We start from the raw sequence: 19,287 nt of genomic DNA, 5'->3' as shown, positions 1-19,287 counted from the left end.
CATTGGGCTTGATGAGCTTGACGGGGTCCAGGTAGAACGTGGACGGCCCCGAACGCACCACGCCCCCGTTGGCGGCAGGCAGCTGCGCCGGGGTGCTGTAGAAGTCCGTGTCCGTGGAGCTGCGGAGCTTCTTCAGCGCATCCTCGCGGGCAAGATCATCGCGGGTCAGACCCTGCTCCTGGAGCTTCTGGTCCTGCTCGCTGCGCGGCAGCTCGGAAAAACCGTCATCTGGTGCGGAGCCTGCTGCGCTCTGCGCATGCGCGGGCTGCAGTCCAGCAAGCAGCAGCCCAACACCCAGGGCGAGGGCACCCGCAGAACGCCGCAAGGACGATGGCCGTGTGGTCGAGGCAGCCATGAGCATGCGAACCTTTCATCATGTGATTTAACTCACATGACCATACGGTAACTTCTGTCTCCTGGCTATGGTCGGCCGGGCTTTTTCACGCTCCCGCGCCCTTCGTGACGTCGGACGAGGGCGCAGGACGCTGCTCGAACACGTGGCGGCGGATCCATGCATGCATGGTCACGGCGGCGGCCGCTCCGGCGTTGATGGAGCGGGTGGAGCCGAACTGCTCGATGGCCAGCACCGCGTCCGCCTCCGCCACGAGGTCCTCCGAGACCCCCGGGCCCTCCTGGCCGAAGACCAGCACGCAACGCTCTGGCAGGTCGAACATCTCGATCAGCTGCGAGCCGGGAACGTTGTCGATCGCCAGCACCGCAAGCCCCTCCTGGCGCGCCCAGTTCATGAACTCCGCGACGCTCGCGTGGTGGCGCACGTGCTGGTATCGGTCGGTGACCATGGCCCCGCGGCGGTTCCAGCGGCGTCGCCCGATGATGTGGACCTCACGCGCGAGGAACGCGTTGGCGGTGCGCACTACGGAACCGATGTTGAAGTCGTGCTCCCAGTTCTCCACGGCCACATGGAAGGCGTGGCGGCGGGCGTCCAGGTCCGCGATGATCGCGTCCATGCGCCAGTAGCGGTACTGGTCCGCCACGTTGCGGCGGTCGCCCGCGCGCAGCAGCTCCGGGTCCCAGTGCTCCCCGTCGGGCCACTCGCCCTGCCAGGGGCCCACGCCGACCTCTCGATCAGCGGGCAGTTCAGAGTCAGTCAAGCCCCAGCTCGTCCTTGGAGTAGGCGTACAGGCACGGGACGCCCGCGGTCTCCTCGATGCGCTCCTTGGCGCCGGTGCGGCGGTCCACGATCACGGCAACGGCCACGACGTTCGCGCCCGCCTTCTGCAGCGCCTCCACGGCGGTCAGGGCGGAACCGCCGGTGGTGGAGGTGTCCTCGACGACCACCACGTTGCGGCCCACCACGCTGGGGCCCTCCACCTGACGCCCCATGCCGTAGGACTTCTGAGCCTTGCGCACCACAAAGGTGTCGACGGCGCGGCCCTGGTCCCCGGCCGTGCGCATGATCGCGTTGCCCACCGGGTCCGCGCCCATGGTGAGCCCACCGGCGGCGTCGAACACGATCCCGGCCCCGTCCAGCAGACCGAGCATGACCTGACCCACGTACCGGGAGGCCTCGTGGTGCAGGGTCACGCGGCGCAGGTCCACGTAGTAGTCCGCTTCGATGCCGCTGGCCAGCGTGACCTTGCCCCGCACCACGGCGAGGTCCTTGATCAGTTCGCGCAGGCGCTCACGGGCGGTGGCCAGGTCCACGGGAGAGAAGTCGGTGCTCATACGGGCAGTTTACGTGCCGGGCTGTCCCCTCAGCCCAGCTTGCCGCCAGATTCCCGCAGGTAGCACGCCGCGCACAGGGACTCGTAGGTGACGGTCACGCCGTCGATGGCCACTTGGTCCCCCTCGAACACGAAGTCGTCGCCCACCTTCCGCGTGTTGAACAGGGCCTTGCGTCCGCAGCGGCAGATGGTCTTGAGCTCCTCCAGGGTGTGGGCGAGCTCCATGAGCCGCTCGGAGCCGGGGAAGGAACGGGTGCGGAAGTCGGTGCGGATGCCGTAGGCCATCACGGGCACGTCCAGCAGCACGGCGATCCGTAGCAGGTCGTCCACCTGCCCGGTCTCCAGGAACTGCGCCTCGTCCACCAGCAGGCACGCCACGGGCTGGGCGTCCACGTGCTCGAGCAGGGCCTCCGGGTCATCGCCGGTGGAGTGGCGCTTGAACAGGCCCATGGCGCTCTCGCCGGGCTGGATCAGGAAGTCCACCGTGCGGGTGACACCCAGCCGGGAGAGGATCTGGTCCTCGCCCTTGGTGTCCACGTGGGGTTTGGCGAGCAGCACGCGCTGCCCGCGTTCCTCGTAGTTGTAGGCGGCCTGGAGCAGCGCCGTGGATTTCCCGGAGTTCATCGCGCCGTAGCGGAAGTAGAGCTTGGCCACGGTCGGTCAGTCTATCGCCGCCCGCAGCCACGCCTTCGACGGGCGCGGCCAGCGCTGCACGCGGCCGTCCTCGGAGGTGGCCTCGACCGCGTACTCGATCTCACCCGAGGCCGGGCCCTGCGGCAGGTGGGCCGTGTACTCACCGTTCAGCGCGGTCTCCCGCATGGGGGTGCGGGTGGTCTCCGCACCGTCCGCCCGGCGACTCAGCAGGGTCACCGCTTTCACCCGGGTGCCGCCGCAGCCCTCCGCGCGCACGCGCACCAGGGAGGGGTTCTCGGGGCCGGGGCGTCGCACGGACACGTGCATCATCCTGGGGTCGAACACCCCGCGCACGCGGCAGTGCAGCACGTCCCCGTCCCGCCAGCCGGTGGGGCCCGTGTTGCGGGGGTTGCGCACCGCGTGGGGCTCCTTGTCGAAGGAGAACGTGTACCCGCGGACCTCGTAGCCCGGCATGGCCGCGCGCCACTGCTGCAGGGCCGTCTCGTCCTCCGGGATGCCGTAGCGCGGCACGTAGACCACCTTGTTGAGCACCACCGAGTTCACGTACGGCGCCAGCCCGCCGTGGGGGCTGATTCCGGTGTCCATGCGCAGGATCTCGAAGGGCCGCCCCCAGCGGGTGAGCAGCGGCTCCAGGTGCTCGGTCACGATCGCGTCGTAGCGTTCCCGCAGCGGGTGGTCCGCGGGCGGGCGCAGCACCAGCAGCCGCTCCTCGTCCAGGACCTTGAGCAGGCAGTCCGCGTGCTGGATGCCCCAGTTCTCGTAGTCGGGCAGCACCACGTGCTCACTCATGCCCGTGGCTGCGGAGGCGTCCTGGCGCGCCTCGTCCCACGTGGCGCCGTCGAACGCGTTCTCGGCCACGAGCACCTCGGTGCTGATGAGCAGGTCGTGGCCGTCCGAGAGCACGTTGCCCCCGGTGAAGGCGTGCGGGAGCTTCTCGAACGGCAGCCCCAGCGCCCGTGCGAGCGCGGGCTGGGCCCGCTGGTCCACGGGCTCGTACTCGAGCGCGGCGAGCGGTTCACGGTCCGCGGTCTCGAGGGGCGCGCCCGGTTCATGGGCCGTGAACGGGGTGGCGTAGACGTACCGCGGGCCCACGCACCACAGCTGACCGTGCTCGTCCATCACGGGGTGCGGGCCCCAGTCGCGCACCCACACGGCGTCGTCGCCCTGGGGCGCGCGCACGAACGTGACCCGGTCCGGGGAGACGCCCTGGGACGCGAACCACGCGGCGGCGTCGGTCTCCGAGGCGGCGTCCGTGACGAGGACCCACAGGTGCGCGTCCAGCGCGAGGTCCCGCAGCAGGGCACCCGGAAGCGCCGCGGGCCAGGTGACGAAGGCCCCGAGCGCGGGCTCCCACTCGGCGACAAGTCGTTTCTTCACGGGAGAACGCCTTTCCAAGCCGGCAGAGGTTGGGAGGTCACGGCCCCTGCCCCGGCCGTATGCTGCACACAGTTCACACTAGCCGTCGCCGGCAGGGGCGGCCTGGATGCCCCGGCGCTCCCGGGGACGCATGCGGCCGCGCGGCGCGGGCACGGCACGGCCCGGCGGGCCTCCACGCGGCCCGGGCCCTCAAACCTGACGGACCGGAACGGACCACCGTGACGCCAGGAGCGCGAGCCCCAGGGATACCACGGCCACCCCGAGCATCGTGGCCGCCCACGCCCACGGGGCGAGCGTGGCGGGAAAGGCGATCAGCGCCGTCGTCAGCGCGCCGGAGAGGAACTGGGTGGCGCCGAGCAGCGCGGAGGCCGCCCCCACGTTGCTGGTGGCCGAGGACATGCACAGGGACATGAACGCGGGCTCGCACGCGCCCAGGCCCAGCAGCCCGAAGCCCACGCTCAGGGCCAGCAGGAACAGGGATTCGGTGCACAGCGCGGCCGCGGTGGCCATGACGCCGCCCGCCACCATGATGAGCATCCCCAGCACGCCCAGCTGGCCCGTGGTCAGCCGGTGCGCCAGGCGGTGGCCGATCACCGCGCCGCCCACCGAGGCGAAGCCCGTGACCCCGAAGATCATCCCGAAGTCCGCCTGACCCACCCCGTAGTGGCCCTGGTAGACGTAGGACGCCCCGCCCAGGTAGCAGAAGAGGTACACGAACGTGCCCGCAAGCGCCCCCAGGGGCACGAGCATCCGGCGGGAGCGCAGGTGCCCGGCGTAGGCGCGCAGCACGGGCGCGAAGGCCAGCGGGACCCGCCGCTGGGCCGGCAGTGACTCGGGCAGCCACCGGAACACGATGCCGAGGGACACGGCCCCGATCAGCGCGAGCACCAGGAACACCGGGCGCCACCCGAAGAGCTCGCCCACCCAGCCGCCGACGGCCGGGGAGATCATGGGGATCACCGAGGTCACGGTGACGAGCACGGCGAAGGCGCGGGTGGCGGCGTCGCCGGAGACGCGGTCCCGCACGGCGCTGTTGATCACCACGAACGCCATGGCGGCCCCCGCGCCCTGGAGCATGCGGGCCACCACGAGCACGGCCATGGAGGGCGCCGCGGCCGCGAGCAGGCAGGCCGCGATGAAGATGCTCAGGCCCAGCAGCAGCGGGCGGCGCCGTCCGAAAGCATCCGTCACGGGCCCCGCAACCAGCTGCCCCGCGCCGAGCATGATGAGGTAGCCCGTGAGGGTGAGCTGCACCGTCCAGGACGGGGCGGCGAAGTCCGCGCCGATCTCGGGCAGGGACGCGAGGTACATGTCGATCGCGAAGGGACCCACGCCCAGCACGGCGGCCAGGGAGAGCAGGAAGGAACGGGGCGGGGCCGCGGGGGCTGGAATCACCTCGGGGGTGTCAAGGGTTGCTGTCATGGCTGAGCTTGCCTTCTTGCTGTCTCTGCCCGCACGGCGGGTGGCACTCGACGAGGATATAGCATAGTTGTACGCCCGTACTAGTTTTGAGGAGTGGTGGTCATCGCAGGCACACAGGCCCGCGCCGTGGAGCGCCGGGCGGACATCCTCGCCGCCGCGTGTGAGCTGCTCGCGCACGGGGGCACGGCCGCCGTGACCCACCGCCAGGTGGCCGAGAGGGCGGGGGTCCCCAACGGCTCCATCCGCTACTACTTCGCCACCCGGGACGCCCTGCTCACGGCGTGCGTGGAGGACATCGAGTCCCGCCGGGACGCCGAGGCCCGGCGGGTGCTGGCCGAGGCGGCCGCGGACGCCGCCCGCCCGGACCCGGAGGTCACCGCGCAGCGCATGCTGCGGGTCATCACCGGCCGGGGGCTGGAGGACGCGGAGCTGCGCGGCACCCTGTGCTGGCTCCTGGACACCACCCGGGAGAACGCGCAGCTGGCCACCGTGCTCGCGGAGGAGCGCGTGCGGCTCGAGGGGCAGGCGCGCGAGCTGCTGCGGGTCAGCGGGTGCACCAGCATTCCCGCAGAGCTGGTGATCTCCCTGGGGGAGGGCGTCATGTTCAAGCTGCACGTGGAGAACCGCACGGGGATCGCCCGGGAGACCGTGGCGGCCATGGCGGAGCTGCTGAAGTACCGGCGGGACTGAGCCGTCCCGGACGCCGCCCGGCGTGGCGCGGCGACAAATCCGCGCTCCGATTCGCCCGCGCGTCCCCGCGTGCGCTCCAATGGACGGTGATGTCCACTCTCAGCGTGTCCCTGATCCTCCTGGCCGCCGTGGTGCACGCGGTCTGGAACATCCTCGCCAAGGGCATCCGCGGCAACGGGACCCTGTTCGTGTGGTGGTACGGGCTCGTCTCCTCGGTGGTGCTGATCCCCGTGAGCCTGCTGGAACCCGGGGCGTGGCAGTCCTGGGGGTGGCCCCTCGTGGGCGCCGCCGTGGTCTCCGGGCTGCTGCACACCGTCTACGGCACCGCACTGCAGACCGGCTACGACCGCGCACCTCTGGGCGTGGTCTACGCGGTGGCCCGCGGCACCGGACCCATGATCACCATGATCGTGGCGGTCCTGTTCCTGGGTGAACAGCTCTCCCTCACGGCCGCCGCTGGGGCGATCTCCGTGCTCGTGGGCGTGGCCGTGGTCGCCACGTTCGGCACGCCCACTTCCACCCGGGACGACGACGCCGCCCCGCCGAGTTCGTCCGACGCGTCGGATCCCGGCGCGGTCATCGCGCGCGACGCCGCCCCGCTGGACTCCTCCGCGTCCGGAACGTCAACCCCGGAAGGGGCGGACGGGCACTCACCGGGGGGCGACTCCGCTGCCACACCCACCCGCGGGTCCGCCCTGACCGGCGTGCTGTGGGGTGCCGCGGTGGGCGCGTGCATCGCCGGGTACACCCTGTGGGACGACCACTCCATGGCCGCCCTGGACCTGCCGCCCGTGCTGTACTTCGCGCTGACCTCGGTGGTCCTGGTGCTCACCCTGACGCCCAAGGCGTGGCGGCAGCGCCAGGACATGGTGCGCTCGTGGGCCGTGGACCGGAACCGGATCGTCGCGGTGGGCCTGCTGTCCCCGCTCGCCTACATCCTGGTGCTCTTCGCCATGCAGTCCACCCCGGTGGCGCTCGTGGCTCCCCTGCGGGAGTCGAGCATCGTGGTGGGCTCGCTGCTCGCGTGGTGGATCTACAAGGAGAACCGCCTGGTGCCGCGGCTCATCGGCTGCACCGCCGTGCTCACGGGCATTGCGCTGATCTCCGCCTGAGGCTGCTCCCCCACTCGCCCGGGCACCCCCGGGGAGACTGGAAGACCACGGCCACCGGGCGGCGTCGTCCGGCAGCACGCACGAGAAACTTGCCGCGGCATGGAATAAGGCCCCGCCCGGGGCCGTTGAGACAGACATGACCACAATGAAGGCGCAGACATATCAGCAGTACGGTGACACCTCCGTGCTGGAGCTCACCGACCAGCCCATGCCCAAGGTGGGCCCCGGCGAGGTCCTGGTGAAGGTGAAGGCCGCGGGCATCAACCCGGTGGACTGGAAGGTCATGTCCGGCGGGCTGGATCCCATGATGACCGTCCAGTTCCCGGCGGCCCCCGGCTGGGACGTCGCGGGCGTCGTCGTGGGCAAGGGCTTCGACACCCCCAGCGTCTCCGAGGGCGATGAGGTGATCGCCTACGCCCGCAAGGACTGGATCCACGGCGGTACGTTTGCCCAGTACGTCTCGGTCCCGGTGCGCGCACTTGCCCCCAAACCGAAGAGTCTTTCCTGGGAACAGGCCGGAGGGCTGCCGCTCGCCGGACTCACCGCGTACCAGGTACTCACCCGACTTGGTGTCGCGGAGGGCAAGACCGTGCTGATCCATGCGGCCTCCGGTGGTGTGGGGAGCATGGGCGTGCAGATCGCCAAGGCGTTCGGCGCGCGGGTGATCGGCACCGCATCGACCAAGAACCACGACTACGTGCGTGAGCTCGGCGCGGAGCCCGTGGAGTACGGGGACGGTCTCGTGGAGCGCGTCAAGGAGCTTGCCCCGAACGGTGTGGACATCGTCGTGGACTTCGTGGGCGGCGTGGTGGAGGACTCCGTCGCCGTGCTCGCGGACGGCGGCCAGCACGCCTCCATCGCGGACCCCGGGGTGGAGGAGCACGGCGGGCACTACATGTGGGTCTCTCCGGACGCAGAGCAGCTCACCGAGCTTGCTCGCCTGGCCGACGACGGCAAGCTCACCGTCCGCGTGGACCGCACCTTCCCGCTCGCGCAGTTGCCGGACGCATTCACCGCGAGCCAGGAGGGCCACACCGTGGGCAAGGTCGTGCTCACGGTCGACTGATCCGCGGAACGCCCCGGGGGACGTCTCGACCTCAGCGAGGCGATTCCCGGGGGCCTTTCGCGCAGGCCGGAGCCATGGAGCTCTGACCACATCACGACGATGCCTCGTCACGGGTGGACCGTGACGAGGCATCGTCATGTGCGGGGCCGTGCGGTGTCGTCGCCCGTGGCTGCGTGGCCGGGACGGGACAGGCGCGCGGCAGCGAGGATCAGCGCGGCGCCATGCGCAGTGCGCCGTCCATGCGGATGGTCTCGCCGTTGAGGTAGTCGTGCGCCACGATCATCCCGGCCAGCTGCGCGAACTCCGCAGGTTGCGCCAGGCGGTGCGGGAAGGGCACGGACTCGGCGAGCGCGGCGCGGAAGTCCTCCCCCACGCTGCCGAGCATGGGGGTGTCCACGATGCCGGGGGCGATCGTCATCACGCGCACGCCCTTCGAGGCGAGGTCCCGCGCGGCGGCAATGGTCAGGGAGTGCACACCGCCCTTGGACGCGGCGTACGCGGCCTGACCGACCTGCCCCTCGAACGCCGCCACGGACGCGGTGTTCACGATGACCCCGCGCTGCCCGGCCTCGTCCACCGGCTCCTGCGCGGTCATCACCTCCGCGGCGAGCGCGAGCACGGTGAACGTGCCCACCAGGTTGATGCGCACCACGCGCTCGAACAGGGCGAGGTCGTGCACGCCGCTGCGGCCCACCACGCGGGCGGAGGGTCCGATGCCGGCGCAGTTCACGACCGTGCGCAGGGGTGCAATCGCGGCGGCCGTGGCGACGGCGTCCCGGACCTGCTGCTCGTCGGTGACGTCCGCGGCCGCGTAGGTCACGCCGTCGACCTCCGGGGCCTTCTCGATCCCCGCCGGGAGGTCGATGCCGACCACCTGGGCCCCGCGCGAGACGAGTTCCGCGGCGGTGGCCGCTCCCAGCCCCGAGGCCGCCCCCGTGACAATCGCTGAGGTTCCCGTGATGTCCATGTCCGCTCCTGCCGTCGTGCGTACTCGCAGCGCCCGACGACGCCGTCGGGGTGCCTTGTAGGGGTGCCTTCCCGGCCGATCGTACGGGGCCGCCCCGGCCGTGTCAGCGGCAGGGGACGAGAACCGGGCGCACGGCCCCCGGCGCAGCACCTGTGGAGGACGCATCCGCCCGCCGACCGTCGCGCGGGGAGCAGTGGCCGCCGCGGCGAATCCGCGACGTCACCCCCGCCCACGGCCCCGGTCCGTGCAGTAAATTTGAGGCAGAGTCCCATCCCGATCCCGACGCTCCACACCGCCCTCCGGACACCGCCGTCCCGGGGCTGGGCACCGGGGTCCCACCGGCCGGAACGAGGATCCCTTGAGTGAGAGCACAGCGCCAGAACAGTCCGTCACGGAGCGCTTCCGCGCCGCCCGGGACCAGCTCGTGCGGCTGCGCACGGACCTGGACGCCGCGCACGCCGAGTTCGAGTGGCCGCGCTTCGAGCACTTCAACTTCGCGCTGGACTGGTTCGACGCCCTCGGCGCCGGCGAGGAGGCAGAGCGCGAGGCCCTGGTGATCGTGGAGGAGGACGGCACCGAGACCCGCCGCACCTACGCTCAGCTCTCCCGCCGCTCCTCGCAGCTGGCCACGTGGCTGCGCGAGCAGGGGGTGCGGCGCGGGGACCGGGTCATCCTGATGCTCGGCAACCAGGTGGAGCTGTGGGAGACCATGCTCGCGTGCACCAAGCTGGGCGCCCCCATGATCCCCACCACCGTGATGCTCGGCCCGGCGGACCTGCGGGACCGCGTGGAGCGAGGGCACGCCGCCTGGGTGGTCACCTCGCGGAGCAACGCCCAGAAGTTCGAGGAGGTTCCCGGGGACTTCACGATCATCGCCGTGCCGGACCAGCCCGACTTCCGCGTGCGCCCGGCCTCCGGAGCCTTTGCCCCGTCCTCCTCTTCTTCCGACGACGACGCCGCGTCGCGTCCTGCGGGCGCCGGTTCCGGACCCGCGTCTGAGGCGGCTTCCGCCTCCGCGAGCACCGCGGAAGGTGCGGCGGGCGGAGAAGCCGGCGCTGCGGCGTCGTCGTCCCCGGAGAGTGCGGAGCTGGAGCCGGTCGGCGAGCACCGCGTGCTGGACTACACGCGCTCGTTCGAGGGGCCCGAGACCTTCGAGGTGCTGGAGCCGTCCCCGGCGGAGGACCCGCTGCTGCTGTACTTCACCTCCGGGACCACGTCCCTGCCGAAGCTCGTGGAGCACACCAACGTGACGTACCCGGTGGGGCACCTCTCCACGATGTACTGGATCGGGCTGGAGCCGGGGGACGTGCACCTGAACGTGGCGTCCCCGGGGTGGGGCAAGCACGCGTGGTCCAACTTCTACGCGCCGTTCATCGCCGGGGCCACGGTGTTCCTCTACAACTACACGCGCTTCGACGCCGCCGCGCTGATGGATCAGATGGAGCGCGAGGGAGTCACGTCCTTCTGTGCGCCGCCCACGGTGTGGCGGATGCTCATCCAGTCGGACCTCACCCACCTCAAGCACCCGCCGCGCAAGACCGTCTCCGCCGGCGAGCCGCTCAACCCGGGGATCATCGCCCGCGTGCGGGAGGCCTGGGGCACGGACATCCGGGACGGCTACGGGCAGACGGAGTCCTCCCTGCAGATCGCCAACACCCCCGGGATGCCCGTGAAGCCCGGGGCCATGGGGCGTGCGCTGCCCGGGTACGAGACCGTGCTGATCGACCCGAACACGGACGAGGAGAGCCAGACCGAGGGCGAGCTGTGCCTGCGGCTGGACCCCCGCCCCGTGAGCCTGACCCCCGGCTACCACGGGGACCCGGAGAAGACCGCGGAGGCGTTCCGGGACGGGCTGTACCACACCGGGGACGTCGTGAGCCGGGACGAGAACGGGGTCTTCACGTACGTGGGACGCGCCGACGACGTCTTCAAGGCCTCCGACTACCGGCTCTCCCCGTTCGAGCTGGAGTCCGTGGTGATCGAGCACCCCGCCGTGGTGGAGGTGGCCGTGGTGCCCTCCCCCGACCCCATCCGCCTGGCCGTGCCCAAGGCGTACGTGGTGCTCGCCAACGGCTACGAACCCACCGCGGAGACCGCCGAGAGCATCCTGCACCACTGCCGGGTGAACCTCGCGGCGTACAAGCGGATCCGGCGGCTCGAGTTCGCGGAGCTGCCCAAGACCATCTCCGGGAAGATCCGCCGCGTGGAGCTGCGCCACCGCGAGATGCAGCTGCACCCGGACGAGATCGACCCGCAGGGCGGCTCCGGGCCCGTCCCCGTGGAGGGTGCCCAGGAATTCGCGGACACGGACTTCCCCTCCTTGCGTCATCAATAGTTGCGGCGGGAATAGATGGGGGCGGTTCTCACTTGTGAGGGGTGAGTGGCCGGCGAGCACCGCGCCCGCCGGCCCCGGCGCCGTCGCCATCGGAGCGCTGGGAACACCTTCGAACGGGGTTTCCCGGTCCGAGGCGGCCGCGTCCAGACCATCTGGAAGAGAGTGAGCTCATGAAGAAGATCGGCTTCCTGTCCTTCGGGCACTGGACACCCAGCCCGCACTCGGCCGTGCGCACGGGTGCGGACGCGCTGCTGGAGAGCATCGACCTCGCCGTGGCGGCAGAGGAGCTCGGTGCCGACGGCGCGTACTTCCGCGTGCACCACTTCGCGAACCAGCTCGGTGCGCCCTTCCCGCTGCTCGCCGCCGTGGGGGCCAAGACCTCGCGGATCGAGATCGGCACCGGCGTGATCGACATGCGCTACGTCAATCCCCACGCGTTCGTGGAGGACGCCGGGGCCGCGGACCTGATCTCGGGCGGCAGGCTCCAGCTCGGCATCTCCCGGGGATCCCCCGAGCAGGTCATCGACGGCTGGCGGTACTTCGGCTACGAGCCCGCCGAGGGCGAGACCGAGGCGGACATGGCTCGCAGGCACACCCTCAAGACACTGGAACTGCTCGAGGGTGAGGGGTTCGCGCGACCCAACCCGCGGCCCATGTTCCCCAACCCGCCCGGGCTGCTGCGCCTGGAGCCCCACTCCGAGGGGCTGCGGGACCGCATGTGGTGGGGAGCGGCGTCGGACGCCACTGCCCGCTGGACCGCAGAGCTGGGCATGAACCTCATGAGTTCCACGCTGAAGACGGACGAGTCCGGCGAGCCGTTCCACGTGCAGCAGGCCAAGCAGATCCGCGCGTTCCGCGAGGCGTGGGCGCAGGCCGGCCACGATCACGAACCGCGTGTCTCGGTCTCCCGCAGCATCTTCGCGCTGGTCAGCGACACCGACCGCGCGTACTTCGGGATCAACCGGGAGAACTCGGACCAGGTGGGCCTCATCGACAGCACCCGCTCGGTCTTCGGTCGCAGCTACGCCGCGGAGCCGGAGCAGCTGGTCAAGGAGCTCGCGCAGGACGAGGCGATCGCGGAGGCGGACACCCTGCTCCTGACGGTCCCCAACCAGCTGGGCGTCGAGTACAACGCGCACGTGATCGAGAGCATCCTGACGCACGTGGCGCCGGAACTCGGGTGGCGGTAACGCCCGGCGACGCGGCACCCCCTGGTGACTGACATGACGCGGCTGGGGCCGCACCCAACATCTGAGGCACGAAATGACCGCCCGGCAGCAGTTTCCCGGGGTATTTCGCGCCTCACATGTCGGGGCCTTTTCCCCGCTCGCCCTCACGTAAGGTCGTCTCCATGGGCACGAGGCACAACTTCTACCACCGGGCGTGCGACGTCGCGGCCGGAGAGAACATCGTGGGGGTCACCCTGTCGGGAGACGGGCGGGTGGTGCTGGAGTACGGCGAGTTCCCGGAAAACCTGCGGTGCAACTGGGCCGGGTTCCTGTACGACCTGTCGCTGACCCCCGCGTTGCTCGACGACCTCTACCCGGAGCTGCGGGTCGTCTCGGCCCGTCTGCAGGAGGGGCATGGGCACGTGGTCGTCTCGGACGGCACCTCGCGACGTGAGTACCGGTGCGAGATCACACCCGTGGACTGCGGACCCGTGGCCCTGGAGGTCGTGCCCTTCGATCCGACCGTGGAACCGCGGGGTGGCAGCCTCTACTGGGACGGCCTGACCCCCACGGGCTTCATGGAGGAGCTGCGCGGAAACTTCCCGGACGGCGAACCGCGAGGGGAGCGCCTCAGGGCCGTTTGACCCCTCGGTGCGTCAGCGCACCCGGTCCAGCTCCCGCAGCAGGGCGTCCGAGTCGGGGACGTCGAAGAAGGCCACGGGCGATTCTCGGCCCGGCGAAAAGATCTCCATGCCGCTGTTGAGATAGCCCTTCTGAAGTCCGGATGCCCCGAAGATGACCTCGACGTGCGCCCCATCGCGGTGCTTCCTCACCTTCGCGGGAACGTCCTTCACCCGGACGTCCGAGACGTTGCGTTCGCCCTCCAGCACGATTGCGCGAGTGTCCGTGAGGCCGTAGACCGTGCGTCGCTTCTGCCGAGCCTTGACGATGAACCTCCCGGCCAGCTGGTACAGCCCGATCCCCACGAAGAGTAGCCCCACGAGAGCGAACCATGGGGACTTCCCAGAATTCAGGACCCTCCACGTCCAGTACACGGCGAAAGCACACCACAAGACGCTGAAGGGCACGAGGAACGCGTCGGACGGCATGAAGTGGACGCGGGGGTCGGGTTGCCCGGACCACAGAAGTTTCTCGCCGGGACGCAGATGGGGTTGTAGCCGCTGCTGGGGGTTCTCCACACCCGGAGTATGACACCCGTCACCCTCGCAGGGCAGCGAGACACGTCCCCGGAATGGGTCTACAGGTCGGCCCCAACATCTGAGGCACGAAGTACCCGCCCGGCAGCCGTTCCTAAGGCATTTCGTGCCTCGGGTGTCAGGGTGCCGTTATCCCACTTGACCCTCACGCCGCGTGAGGCGGGACAGTCACCGGCATGAGCACTCACTTCGACTCCTTCGACATCAGCCCCGTTCCCCGCCCCTCGTGGGATGCCCCCGCGGCCGAGAACTTCCACGGCATCTACGGAATGCCCTCGTTCACCACCGTCCGCACCGCAGACCTGCCCACCTCCGTGAGGTTCTGGACCGAGGCTCTCGGCTTCTTCGCCCTCTTCGAGATCCCAGGGCAGCTCGTGCACCTCCGCCGGTGGGCCTTCCAGGACGTGCTCCTGGTACCCGGAACCTCCGCGCCCGAGTCCGGGTCTGGATCCTCGATGTTCGTGAACTTCTCATGCGTGCTGAACCAGATCGAGCCACTTGTGGCGGCGTGCAGGTGGTTCGACGACGTCGTCGTGACCGGTCCGCGGGACACCCCCTGGAACAGTCGGGAGGTGGAGGTCGTGACCCCCGAACGGGCCCGCGTGGTCTTCACGGCGGCGAAACCGTACGACCCCACGACCCAGGAGGCGGCGACTCTCCGAGCCGTAGGCATCACGGCACCGGAGTAAGGGCTCGGCGAGAATGAGCCCCATGACCGATGACCGGCTGACGGTGGGCCAGGTGGCAGAGCGCCTCGACGTGACCGTGCGGACGCTGCACCACTGGGATGCACAGGGCCTCGCCTGCCCCTCCGAACGATCAGCCTCCGGGTACCGGCTCTACACCCAAGAAGATCTGGACCGGCTGGAGCGGGTAGTGGTCTACCGCGAGCTCGGGCTGGGACTCGACTCGATCCGCAGTCTGCTCGACGACCCCGCCGTGGACGTCCCCGCCGCCCTGCGCGAGCAGATCGGGCACCTCGAGGAGCGGATCCACCGGCTGCAGCAGCTTCACGAGAGCGTGCAGGGCATGGTCCAGGCGCACGAGCACGGGATCCTCCTGGGCCCTGAGCGCAAGAAGGAGGTCCTGGGTGAGGGGTGGAGCCCCGACTGGCCCGCGCAGGCCAGGGCCCGGTGGGGAGACACGGTCCAGTGGCGGCAGTACGCAGAACGGGCCGCCTCTCGAACTGCGGAAGAGTGGGCAGAGCTCACGCGCGCCACGGAGGACCTCGACGGTGACCTCGCCCGGGCCGCGCGCGACCATGCGGTTCCCGGGGATGCCCGCGCGAACGCACTTGTGGAGCGGCACCGCGCACTGTTCGGCCGCTGGTTTCCCCTGACCCGGCAGATGCAGGTGTGCCTGGGCCGAATGTACGAGGCGGACCCGGCTTTCACGACGCACTACGACACCCTGCACCCCGGCCTGACCGCCTGGCTCCGCGAGGCCATCGACGCGAGCGCGCGGCTGCACGGCATCGACCCCGACACCGCCGCCTGGGAGTGAACCCACTGCCCGGCACCGGAGCTCGTCCGGCGGGGAGGCGGGCGCCGGACGTACACTGGCCGCCGCGCCGTCGCCCCTGGCAACGAGGCCTCACACCACCCCCACTCCGAAAGGCCCCCGGTGAGCACCACGACCACCCTCACCACCGCCCCGCAGACCCCGCGTCACCGCGCGCTCGGCTGGGCGGGACTCGCCCTGACCCTCGCGATCCTGGTGGCCGGGCTGCTGTGGGCGAAGTGGATTCCCTACGACCTCAAGGCGCGCACTCTGGCCGAGACAGGCGTGTGGGACGGCAAGGCCGTCTTCGGGGCGGCGGAGACCGTGCCCTCGTGGCAGGGCGCGTGGGCCTTCACCGTGGTCTACGCGAAGGCCGTGTGGAAGGCCGCACTCGTGGCGCTGCTCGTAGCCGCCGCGCTGGAGTCCCTCGTGCCACGACGCTGGCTGCTGCGCGTACTGAGCCGCAGGACGTCCTGGGGTCAGGGCATCTCCGGCGCGCTGCTGGCCCTGCCGAGCATGATGTGCACATGCTGCACCGCGCCCGTGGCCATCGGTCTGCGCCGCTCCGGAGCGCCCGCTGGCGCCACCATGGCCTACTGGCTAGCCAACCCGCTGCTCAACCCCGCGGTGCTCATGTTCCTGGGGCTCACCATGTCCTGGCCGTTCGTCACCACCCGCGTGGCCGTGGGGGTCCTGGTGGTGCTGATCGCGGCGGTTCTCGTGAGCCGACGCTTCTCCACCGTGACGGTCCAGACACCCGAGGCCCTGCCCGCCGATCCGCAGTCCTGGGGTCAGATGCTCGGCCGGTTCGTGAAGGCCCTCGGGCGGTACCTGGTGGTGCTGGTCCCCGAGTACCTGCTGCTGGTGCTGCTGGTGGGATTCTTCGCCGGCTGGCTCTCGGACTTCGCGGCGCTGAGCCAGCACGCCGGGGTGTTCTCGCTGCTGCTCGTGGGCGTGGTCGGGGCAGCACTGGTGATTCCCACCGGCGGCGAGATCCCCGTGGTCCTGGCACTCACTGCGGCCGGGGCGAGCTGCGGCGTGGCGGGGGCCCTGCTCATCACCCTCCCGGCGCTGAGCGTGCCGTCCATCGTGATGGTGGCCCGCGACTTCGGGGTCCGCACGACCCTGCTGGTCACCGGGTGGGTCGTCCTGGGGGGCCTGCTGGCGGCGGGCCTACTGGTGGCGCTCGTCTGAGCCCGACGACGTCGCCCGCGTCTCCGGCGTGCGACGTCGCGCTCCCTGCCCTTGCACCACACCCCCACCCGGTGCAACGTGGGTGACCGGGCGAGGCATCTGAGGCAGGTTCTGACCGCCAGGCAGCCGATCCCGTGGGCTTCTCGTGCCCCGAATGTCAGGGGTGAGCTGGACCGGGCGAGGGCTACCGGCGCTGACCGCTCCCCGGTATCGTCCCCCGCATGGACGAGGCAGTGGTGGGACCGCTCATCGGGATCGCCACGTCGCTGGTGGTGCTTGGCGTGATCCTGGCGGTCACCCGCATGGGAGCGAGCGGGGAACTGGGCCGGAACGGGGCCGTCGGCATCCGGATCAGAGCCACGCGGCGCAGCGACGAGGCGTGGCGCGCCGGTCATGCCGCCGCCCTGCCAGTGGCCCGGACCGCGTGCCTCACGGTCCTGCTCATCGATCTGGTGTGCCTGGCCCTGGTGTTCCTGGGGCCTGCGGGTCTGCTCCCGTGGCTCGCGGTCCTTCCGACCGTGGCGATCCTGGCGGCCATGATCCCGATCGCGCGAGCGGCCACGAGGGGCGCCGAGAACGCGCCCCGGTCCAACACCTGAGGCATGAGATGCCCGTCCTGCGGTCGTTCCCGTGGGCATATCGTGCCGCAGATGCTGGGAATGGGAGGGGCTAACCCGCAATGAGCGCGTAGATCCCGCCCAGAAACACCACCCCGTACGCGGACCCCGCCGCCAGCTGCGCCCAGGTGTGGGCCCGCAGCACCCGGCGGCTCACGCACACCGCCACCGCGACCGGTCCGAACAGCAGACCCCACGGCCCCCATGCCAGCGGCAGGATCACGGCAGTGCCGCCCATCATCATGCCGTGCACCGAGATCTTCCACCACGGACTGACGAGGGCGACGACGGCGCTCGCGGCCAGCGTTGCGGTCAGCAGGCCGGTGATCTCCACCGGACCGTGGAACACCAGCGTGACCGCGAGGAACACGGCCACCAGCAGGAACGTCCCGATCATCACGGGGCGTCGGTGCTCCTTGACGCTCACGTGGTGGTCGCTGAGCACACCTTGGCGCGAGAGCACGGTGACGGTCGCCAGCGACACCCCGCACACGGACAGCGCGGCCGCCACGCCCCAGGCCAGCGACGCAAAAGTTCCGTGAGCGGTCCACGGCACGAGGACCAGCAGCACCGCCAGCACGATCGGCGCCTGGAACACCTCGCTGAGCACGACCGCCCAGGCGGGTGGCCGTTCACCGGGGGCAGGGGCCGTGGCCGGGGAGTCGCGAGCAACCTGATGGCAGGCCGCGTGGCCCGGAGCCGCCTCCCGCGCCGGAGTGCGTGCGGGCCCGTGGCTCGCACCGGAACCGCGGACGACGGGGGCGTCGGCAGGATCCGGACCCGGCGGCGTCGTCGGCCCGTTGTGGCTGGTCACGAGCGGCGCGTTAGAAGTCGAGGGTCTCGTACGTGTCGTGCTCGTTGCTCGCGAGCGCGGGGATCGCCTGGCCCGCTCCCCACCGCGTGAAGTGCTCGGAGCCCACGTGCGCCTTGAACGCGGCCTTGTCCGTGTAGACCTCGAAGATGCGGAACACGGCGGGCTCCTCGGGGCTCTGGTACGCCTGGTAGTACAGGTTCCCGGGCTCCTCGCGGGCGAGCGGGGAGAGCTGCTCGAGCGCGGCGCGCACGGTCTCCTCCTCACCGGGCTTGGCGGTCCAGACGGCGTTGCACACAAAGGCCATGGGATTCCCTCTCTTCGACGACGACGCCGGACGGTCACCGGCCCGGCTCATGCTACCGATCCGAGGCCTCGCCTTCCGGGCAGCGCAGGGCGAGAATCGAACAAATCCCAGATACCGTCGCACGGCCCGAAAGGATCAACCGGCATGCGCCTCCACACCGTTCGCATGTTCAACGAGTACGGGTGCCCCTGGCCGTTCTGGGGAGACGGCTGCCTTCTGGAACAGGATGACTTCCCACTGCCTCCGGAGCTGACCGGAGACGTCCTCGCGTGGACCCGCGAGTTCGATCTCCACTTCGACTACGACACCGGCTGGCCATCACGGGAGCAGCGAGACGCTCACCGCCGTGAAGGCGTCCGCTTGGCGGCCCGGGTCCAGGAGGCCGTGGTTCCGGGTGTCACGATCGACTTCCAGTACTGGGAGACCCAGGTGGGCGGGCAGGACCTCCCCCGCTGAGGCCCATGCGAGCGCACCGCACCGAACGGGACCCTCCGCGCGGGACCAGGCGCGGCGGCGTCGTCCCCCGGTGGCCCGGAACGCGCCCGGCCTGCCCCGGAAACCGGGGCCCCGGGGGCCGAGCCCACACAATGGAGGGCATGATTCGGATCGAGCACCTGACCAAGCGGTACGGCGGGTTCACCGCCGTGGACGACATCTCCTTCACGGCGCAGCCCGGGCGGGTCACCGGGTTCCTGGGCCCGAACGGCGCCGGGAAGTCCACGGCGCTGCGGACGCTCACGCAGCTCACGCCGGCCACGTCCGGGGAGGCGCTCGTGCTGGGCCGCCGCTACTCTGAGCTGCCCAACCCGAGCAAGCACGTGGGTGTGATGCTCGACGCCGCCGCGCAGCACCCCGGGCGCACCGGCCGCGAGGTGCTGCGGCTGGCGGCCACGGTGACCGGGATGGGCAAGGCCCGTGTGGACGAGATGCTCGACCTCGTGGGCCTGGAACGCTCCGAGGCGGCCCGCCGGGTGAAGGACTACTCCCTGGGCATGCGCCAGCGCCTCGGCCTGGCCGGCGCGCTGATGGGCAACCCGGAGGTTCTGATCCTGGACGAGCCCGCCAACGGCCTGGACCCCGCCGGCATCCGCTGGATGCGCGGGCTGCTGCGGGACTTCGCGGACCGCGGCGGCACCGTGCTGCTCAGTTCGCACCTGCTGCACA

General features: G+C 70.8%; 21 protein-coding genes. 12 read left to right on the top strand and 9 right to left on the bottom strand.

Going from position 1 to position 19,287, the window contains the following annotated elements:
* Window positions 1–440 precede the first annotated feature (440 nt).
* The 5 genes from D8M39_RS01040 to D8M39_RS01020 all read right to left on the bottom strand — a co-directional run bounded on the left by D8M39_RS01040 (window position 441) and on the right by D8M39_RS01020 (window position 5,138).
* Window positions 441–1,112, bottom strand: coding sequence for a TrmH family RNA methyltransferase (locus D8M39_RS01040; protein WP_126874212.1), 672 nt, complete (start codon window positions 1,110–1,112; stop codon window positions 441–443).
* Window positions 1,105–1,686: an orotate phosphoribosyltransferase gene (gene pyrE / locus D8M39_RS01035; protein ID WP_055084207.1), complete on the bottom strand. Its 582-nt coding sequence runs from the start codon at window positions 1,684–1,686 to the stop codon at window positions 1,105–1,107. Before pyrE ends, D8M39_RS01040 begins: the two co-directional genes overlap by 8 nt.
* Before the next feature lie 29 nt (window positions 1,687–1,715).
* The gene (locus D8M39_RS01030; protein ID WP_126874211.1) at window positions 1,716–2,339 is read right to left on the bottom strand and encodes a thymidine kinase; all 624 of its coding nucleotides are present in this window, start codon (window positions 2,337–2,339) and stop codon (window positions 1,716–1,718) included.
* Between the two features lie 6 nt (window positions 2,340–2,345).
* On the bottom strand, window positions 2,346–3,716 hold the full coding sequence (locus tag D8M39_RS01025) for an agmatine deiminase family protein (RefSeq protein WP_126874210.1): 1,371 nt from the start codon (window positions 3,714–3,716) through the stop codon (window positions 2,346–2,348).
* A 189-nt stretch (window positions 3,717–3,905) separates the two neighbouring features.
* The gene (locus D8M39_RS01020) at window positions 3,906–5,138 is read right to left on the bottom strand and encodes a multidrug effflux MFS transporter (RefSeq protein ID WP_126874209.1); all 1,233 of its coding nucleotides are present in this window, start codon (window positions 5,136–5,138) and stop codon (window positions 3,906–3,908) included.
* Window positions 5,139–5,234: 96 nt separating this feature from the next.
* Here D8M39_RS01020 and D8M39_RS01015 point away from each other — a divergent pair, with 96 nt between their 5' ends.
* The 3 genes from D8M39_RS01015 to D8M39_RS01005 all read left to right on the top strand — a co-directional run bounded on the left by D8M39_RS01015 (window position 5,235) and on the right by D8M39_RS01005 (window position 8,006).
* Entirely contained in the window at window positions 5,235–5,828 is a 594-nt protein-coding gene (locus D8M39_RS01015) for a TetR/AcrR family transcriptional regulator (protein ID WP_094393172.1), read from the top strand.
* Window positions 5,829–5,917: 89 nt separating this feature from the next.
* Window positions 5,918–6,940: a DMT family transporter gene (locus tag D8M39_RS01010; RefSeq protein WP_055084197.1), complete on the top strand. Its 1,023-nt coding sequence runs from the start codon at window positions 5,918–5,920 to the stop codon at window positions 6,938–6,940.
* A gap of 145 nt (window positions 6,941–7,085) precedes the next feature.
* Window positions 7,086–8,006, top strand: coding sequence for an NADP-dependent oxidoreductase (locus D8M39_RS01005; RefSeq protein ID WP_174233398.1), 921 nt, complete (start codon window positions 7,086–7,088; stop codon window positions 8,004–8,006).
* Window positions 8,007–8,214: 208 nt separating this feature from the next.
* Here D8M39_RS01005 and D8M39_RS01000 read toward each other — a convergent pair whose 3' ends face one another.
* Window positions 8,215–8,973, bottom strand: coding sequence for an SDR family NAD(P)-dependent oxidoreductase (locus tag D8M39_RS01000; RefSeq protein ID WP_055084194.1), 759 nt, complete (start codon window positions 8,971–8,973; stop codon window positions 8,215–8,217).
* A 358-nt stretch (window positions 8,974–9,331) separates the two neighbouring features.
* On the opposite strand from D8M39_RS01000, the gene D8M39_RS00995 reads away from it, so the two are divergent.
* From D8M39_RS00995 to D8M39_RS00985, 3 genes are all read left to right on the top strand, one after another.
* A complete protein-coding gene (locus D8M39_RS00995; RefSeq protein ID WP_055084192.1) occupies window positions 9,332–11,308 on the top strand; it encodes an AMP-binding protein in 1,977 nt (658 codons plus the stop codon).
* Window positions 11,309–11,478: 170 nt separating this feature from the next.
* The gene (locus tag D8M39_RS00990; RefSeq protein ID WP_126874208.1) at window positions 11,479–12,498 is read left to right on the top strand and encodes an LLM class flavin-dependent oxidoreductase; all 1,020 of its coding nucleotides are present in this window, start codon (window positions 11,479–11,481) and stop codon (window positions 12,496–12,498) included.
* Window positions 12,499–12,659: 161 nt separating this feature from the next.
* On the top strand, window positions 12,660–13,121 hold the full coding sequence (locus D8M39_RS00985) for a hypothetical protein (RefSeq protein ID WP_055084178.1): 462 nt from the start codon (window positions 12,660–12,662) through the stop codon (window positions 13,119–13,121).
* A gap of 12 nt (window positions 13,122–13,133) precedes the next feature.
* On the opposite strand, the gene D8M39_RS00980 is transcribed toward D8M39_RS00985, so the two are convergent.
* Window positions 13,134–13,478, bottom strand: a complete 345-nt coding sequence (locus tag D8M39_RS00980) for a hypothetical protein (RefSeq protein ID WP_126874207.1) — start codon at window positions 13,476–13,478, stop codon at window positions 13,134–13,136.
* 392 nt (window positions 13,479–13,870) lie between these two features.
* On the opposite strand from D8M39_RS00980, the gene D8M39_RS00975 reads away from it, so the two are divergent.
* The 4 genes from D8M39_RS00975 (at window position 13,871) to D8M39_RS00960 (ending at window position 16,987) form a co-directional block, all read left to right on the top strand.
* Window positions 13,871–14,383, top strand: a complete 513-nt coding sequence (locus D8M39_RS00975) for a VOC family protein (RefSeq protein WP_055084174.1) — start codon at window positions 13,871–13,873, stop codon at window positions 14,381–14,383.
* A 22-nt stretch (window positions 14,384–14,405) separates the two neighbouring features.
* A complete protein-coding gene (locus D8M39_RS00970; RefSeq protein ID WP_198145187.1) occupies window positions 14,406–15,197 on the top strand; it encodes a MerR family transcriptional regulator in 792 nt (263 codons plus the stop codon).
* A gap of 120 nt (window positions 15,198–15,317) precedes the next feature.
* The gene (locus D8M39_RS00965) at window positions 15,318–16,388 is read left to right on the top strand and encodes a permease (RefSeq protein ID WP_055084170.1); all 1,071 of its coding nucleotides are present in this window, start codon (window positions 15,318–15,320) and stop codon (window positions 16,386–16,388) included.
* A 221-nt stretch (window positions 16,389–16,609) separates the two neighbouring features.
* Complete coding sequence (locus D8M39_RS00960; RefSeq protein ID WP_083482415.1) at window positions 16,610–16,987, top strand: SdpI family protein; 378 nt, start codon at window positions 16,610–16,612, stop codon at window positions 16,985–16,987.
* Between the two features lie 70 nt (window positions 16,988–17,057).
* Here the strand turns inward: D8M39_RS00960 and D8M39_RS00955 are convergent, their stop codons facing one another.
* Both D8M39_RS00955 and D8M39_RS00950 read right to left on the bottom strand, forming a co-directional pair.
* Window positions 17,058–17,615: a hypothetical protein gene (locus D8M39_RS00955; protein ID WP_055084166.1), complete on the bottom strand. Its 558-nt coding sequence runs from the start codon at window positions 17,613–17,615 to the stop codon at window positions 17,058–17,060.
* 214 nt (window positions 17,616–17,829) lie between these two features.
* On the bottom strand, window positions 17,830–18,123 hold the full coding sequence (locus D8M39_RS00950) for a putative quinol monooxygenase (RefSeq protein WP_055084164.1): 294 nt from the start codon (window positions 18,121–18,123) through the stop codon (window positions 17,830–17,832).
* Between the two features lie 144 nt (window positions 18,124–18,267).
* Between D8M39_RS00950 and D8M39_RS00945 the strand changes: the two genes are divergently transcribed.
* Complete coding sequence (locus D8M39_RS00945) at window positions 18,268–18,579, top strand: hypothetical protein (protein ID WP_232300273.1); 312 nt, start codon at window positions 18,268–18,270, stop codon at window positions 18,577–18,579.
* Window positions 18,580–18,719: 140 nt separating this feature from the next.
* Window positions 18,720–19,287, top strand: a 568-nt coding sequence (locus tag D8M39_RS00940) for an ATP-binding cassette domain-containing protein (protein WP_126874206.1), incomplete at its 3' end; no start/stop codon positions are given.

Origin of the sequence: Kocuria sp. HSID17590 (assembly GCF_003989485.1) — a bacterium.
GTDB lineage: Bacteria > Actinomycetota > Actinomycetes > Actinomycetales > Micrococcaceae > Kocuria > Kocuria salsicia.
The sequence above is the reverse complement of the archived record's forward strand: the minus strand, read 5'-3'. Positions and strand labels throughout refer to the sequence as shown.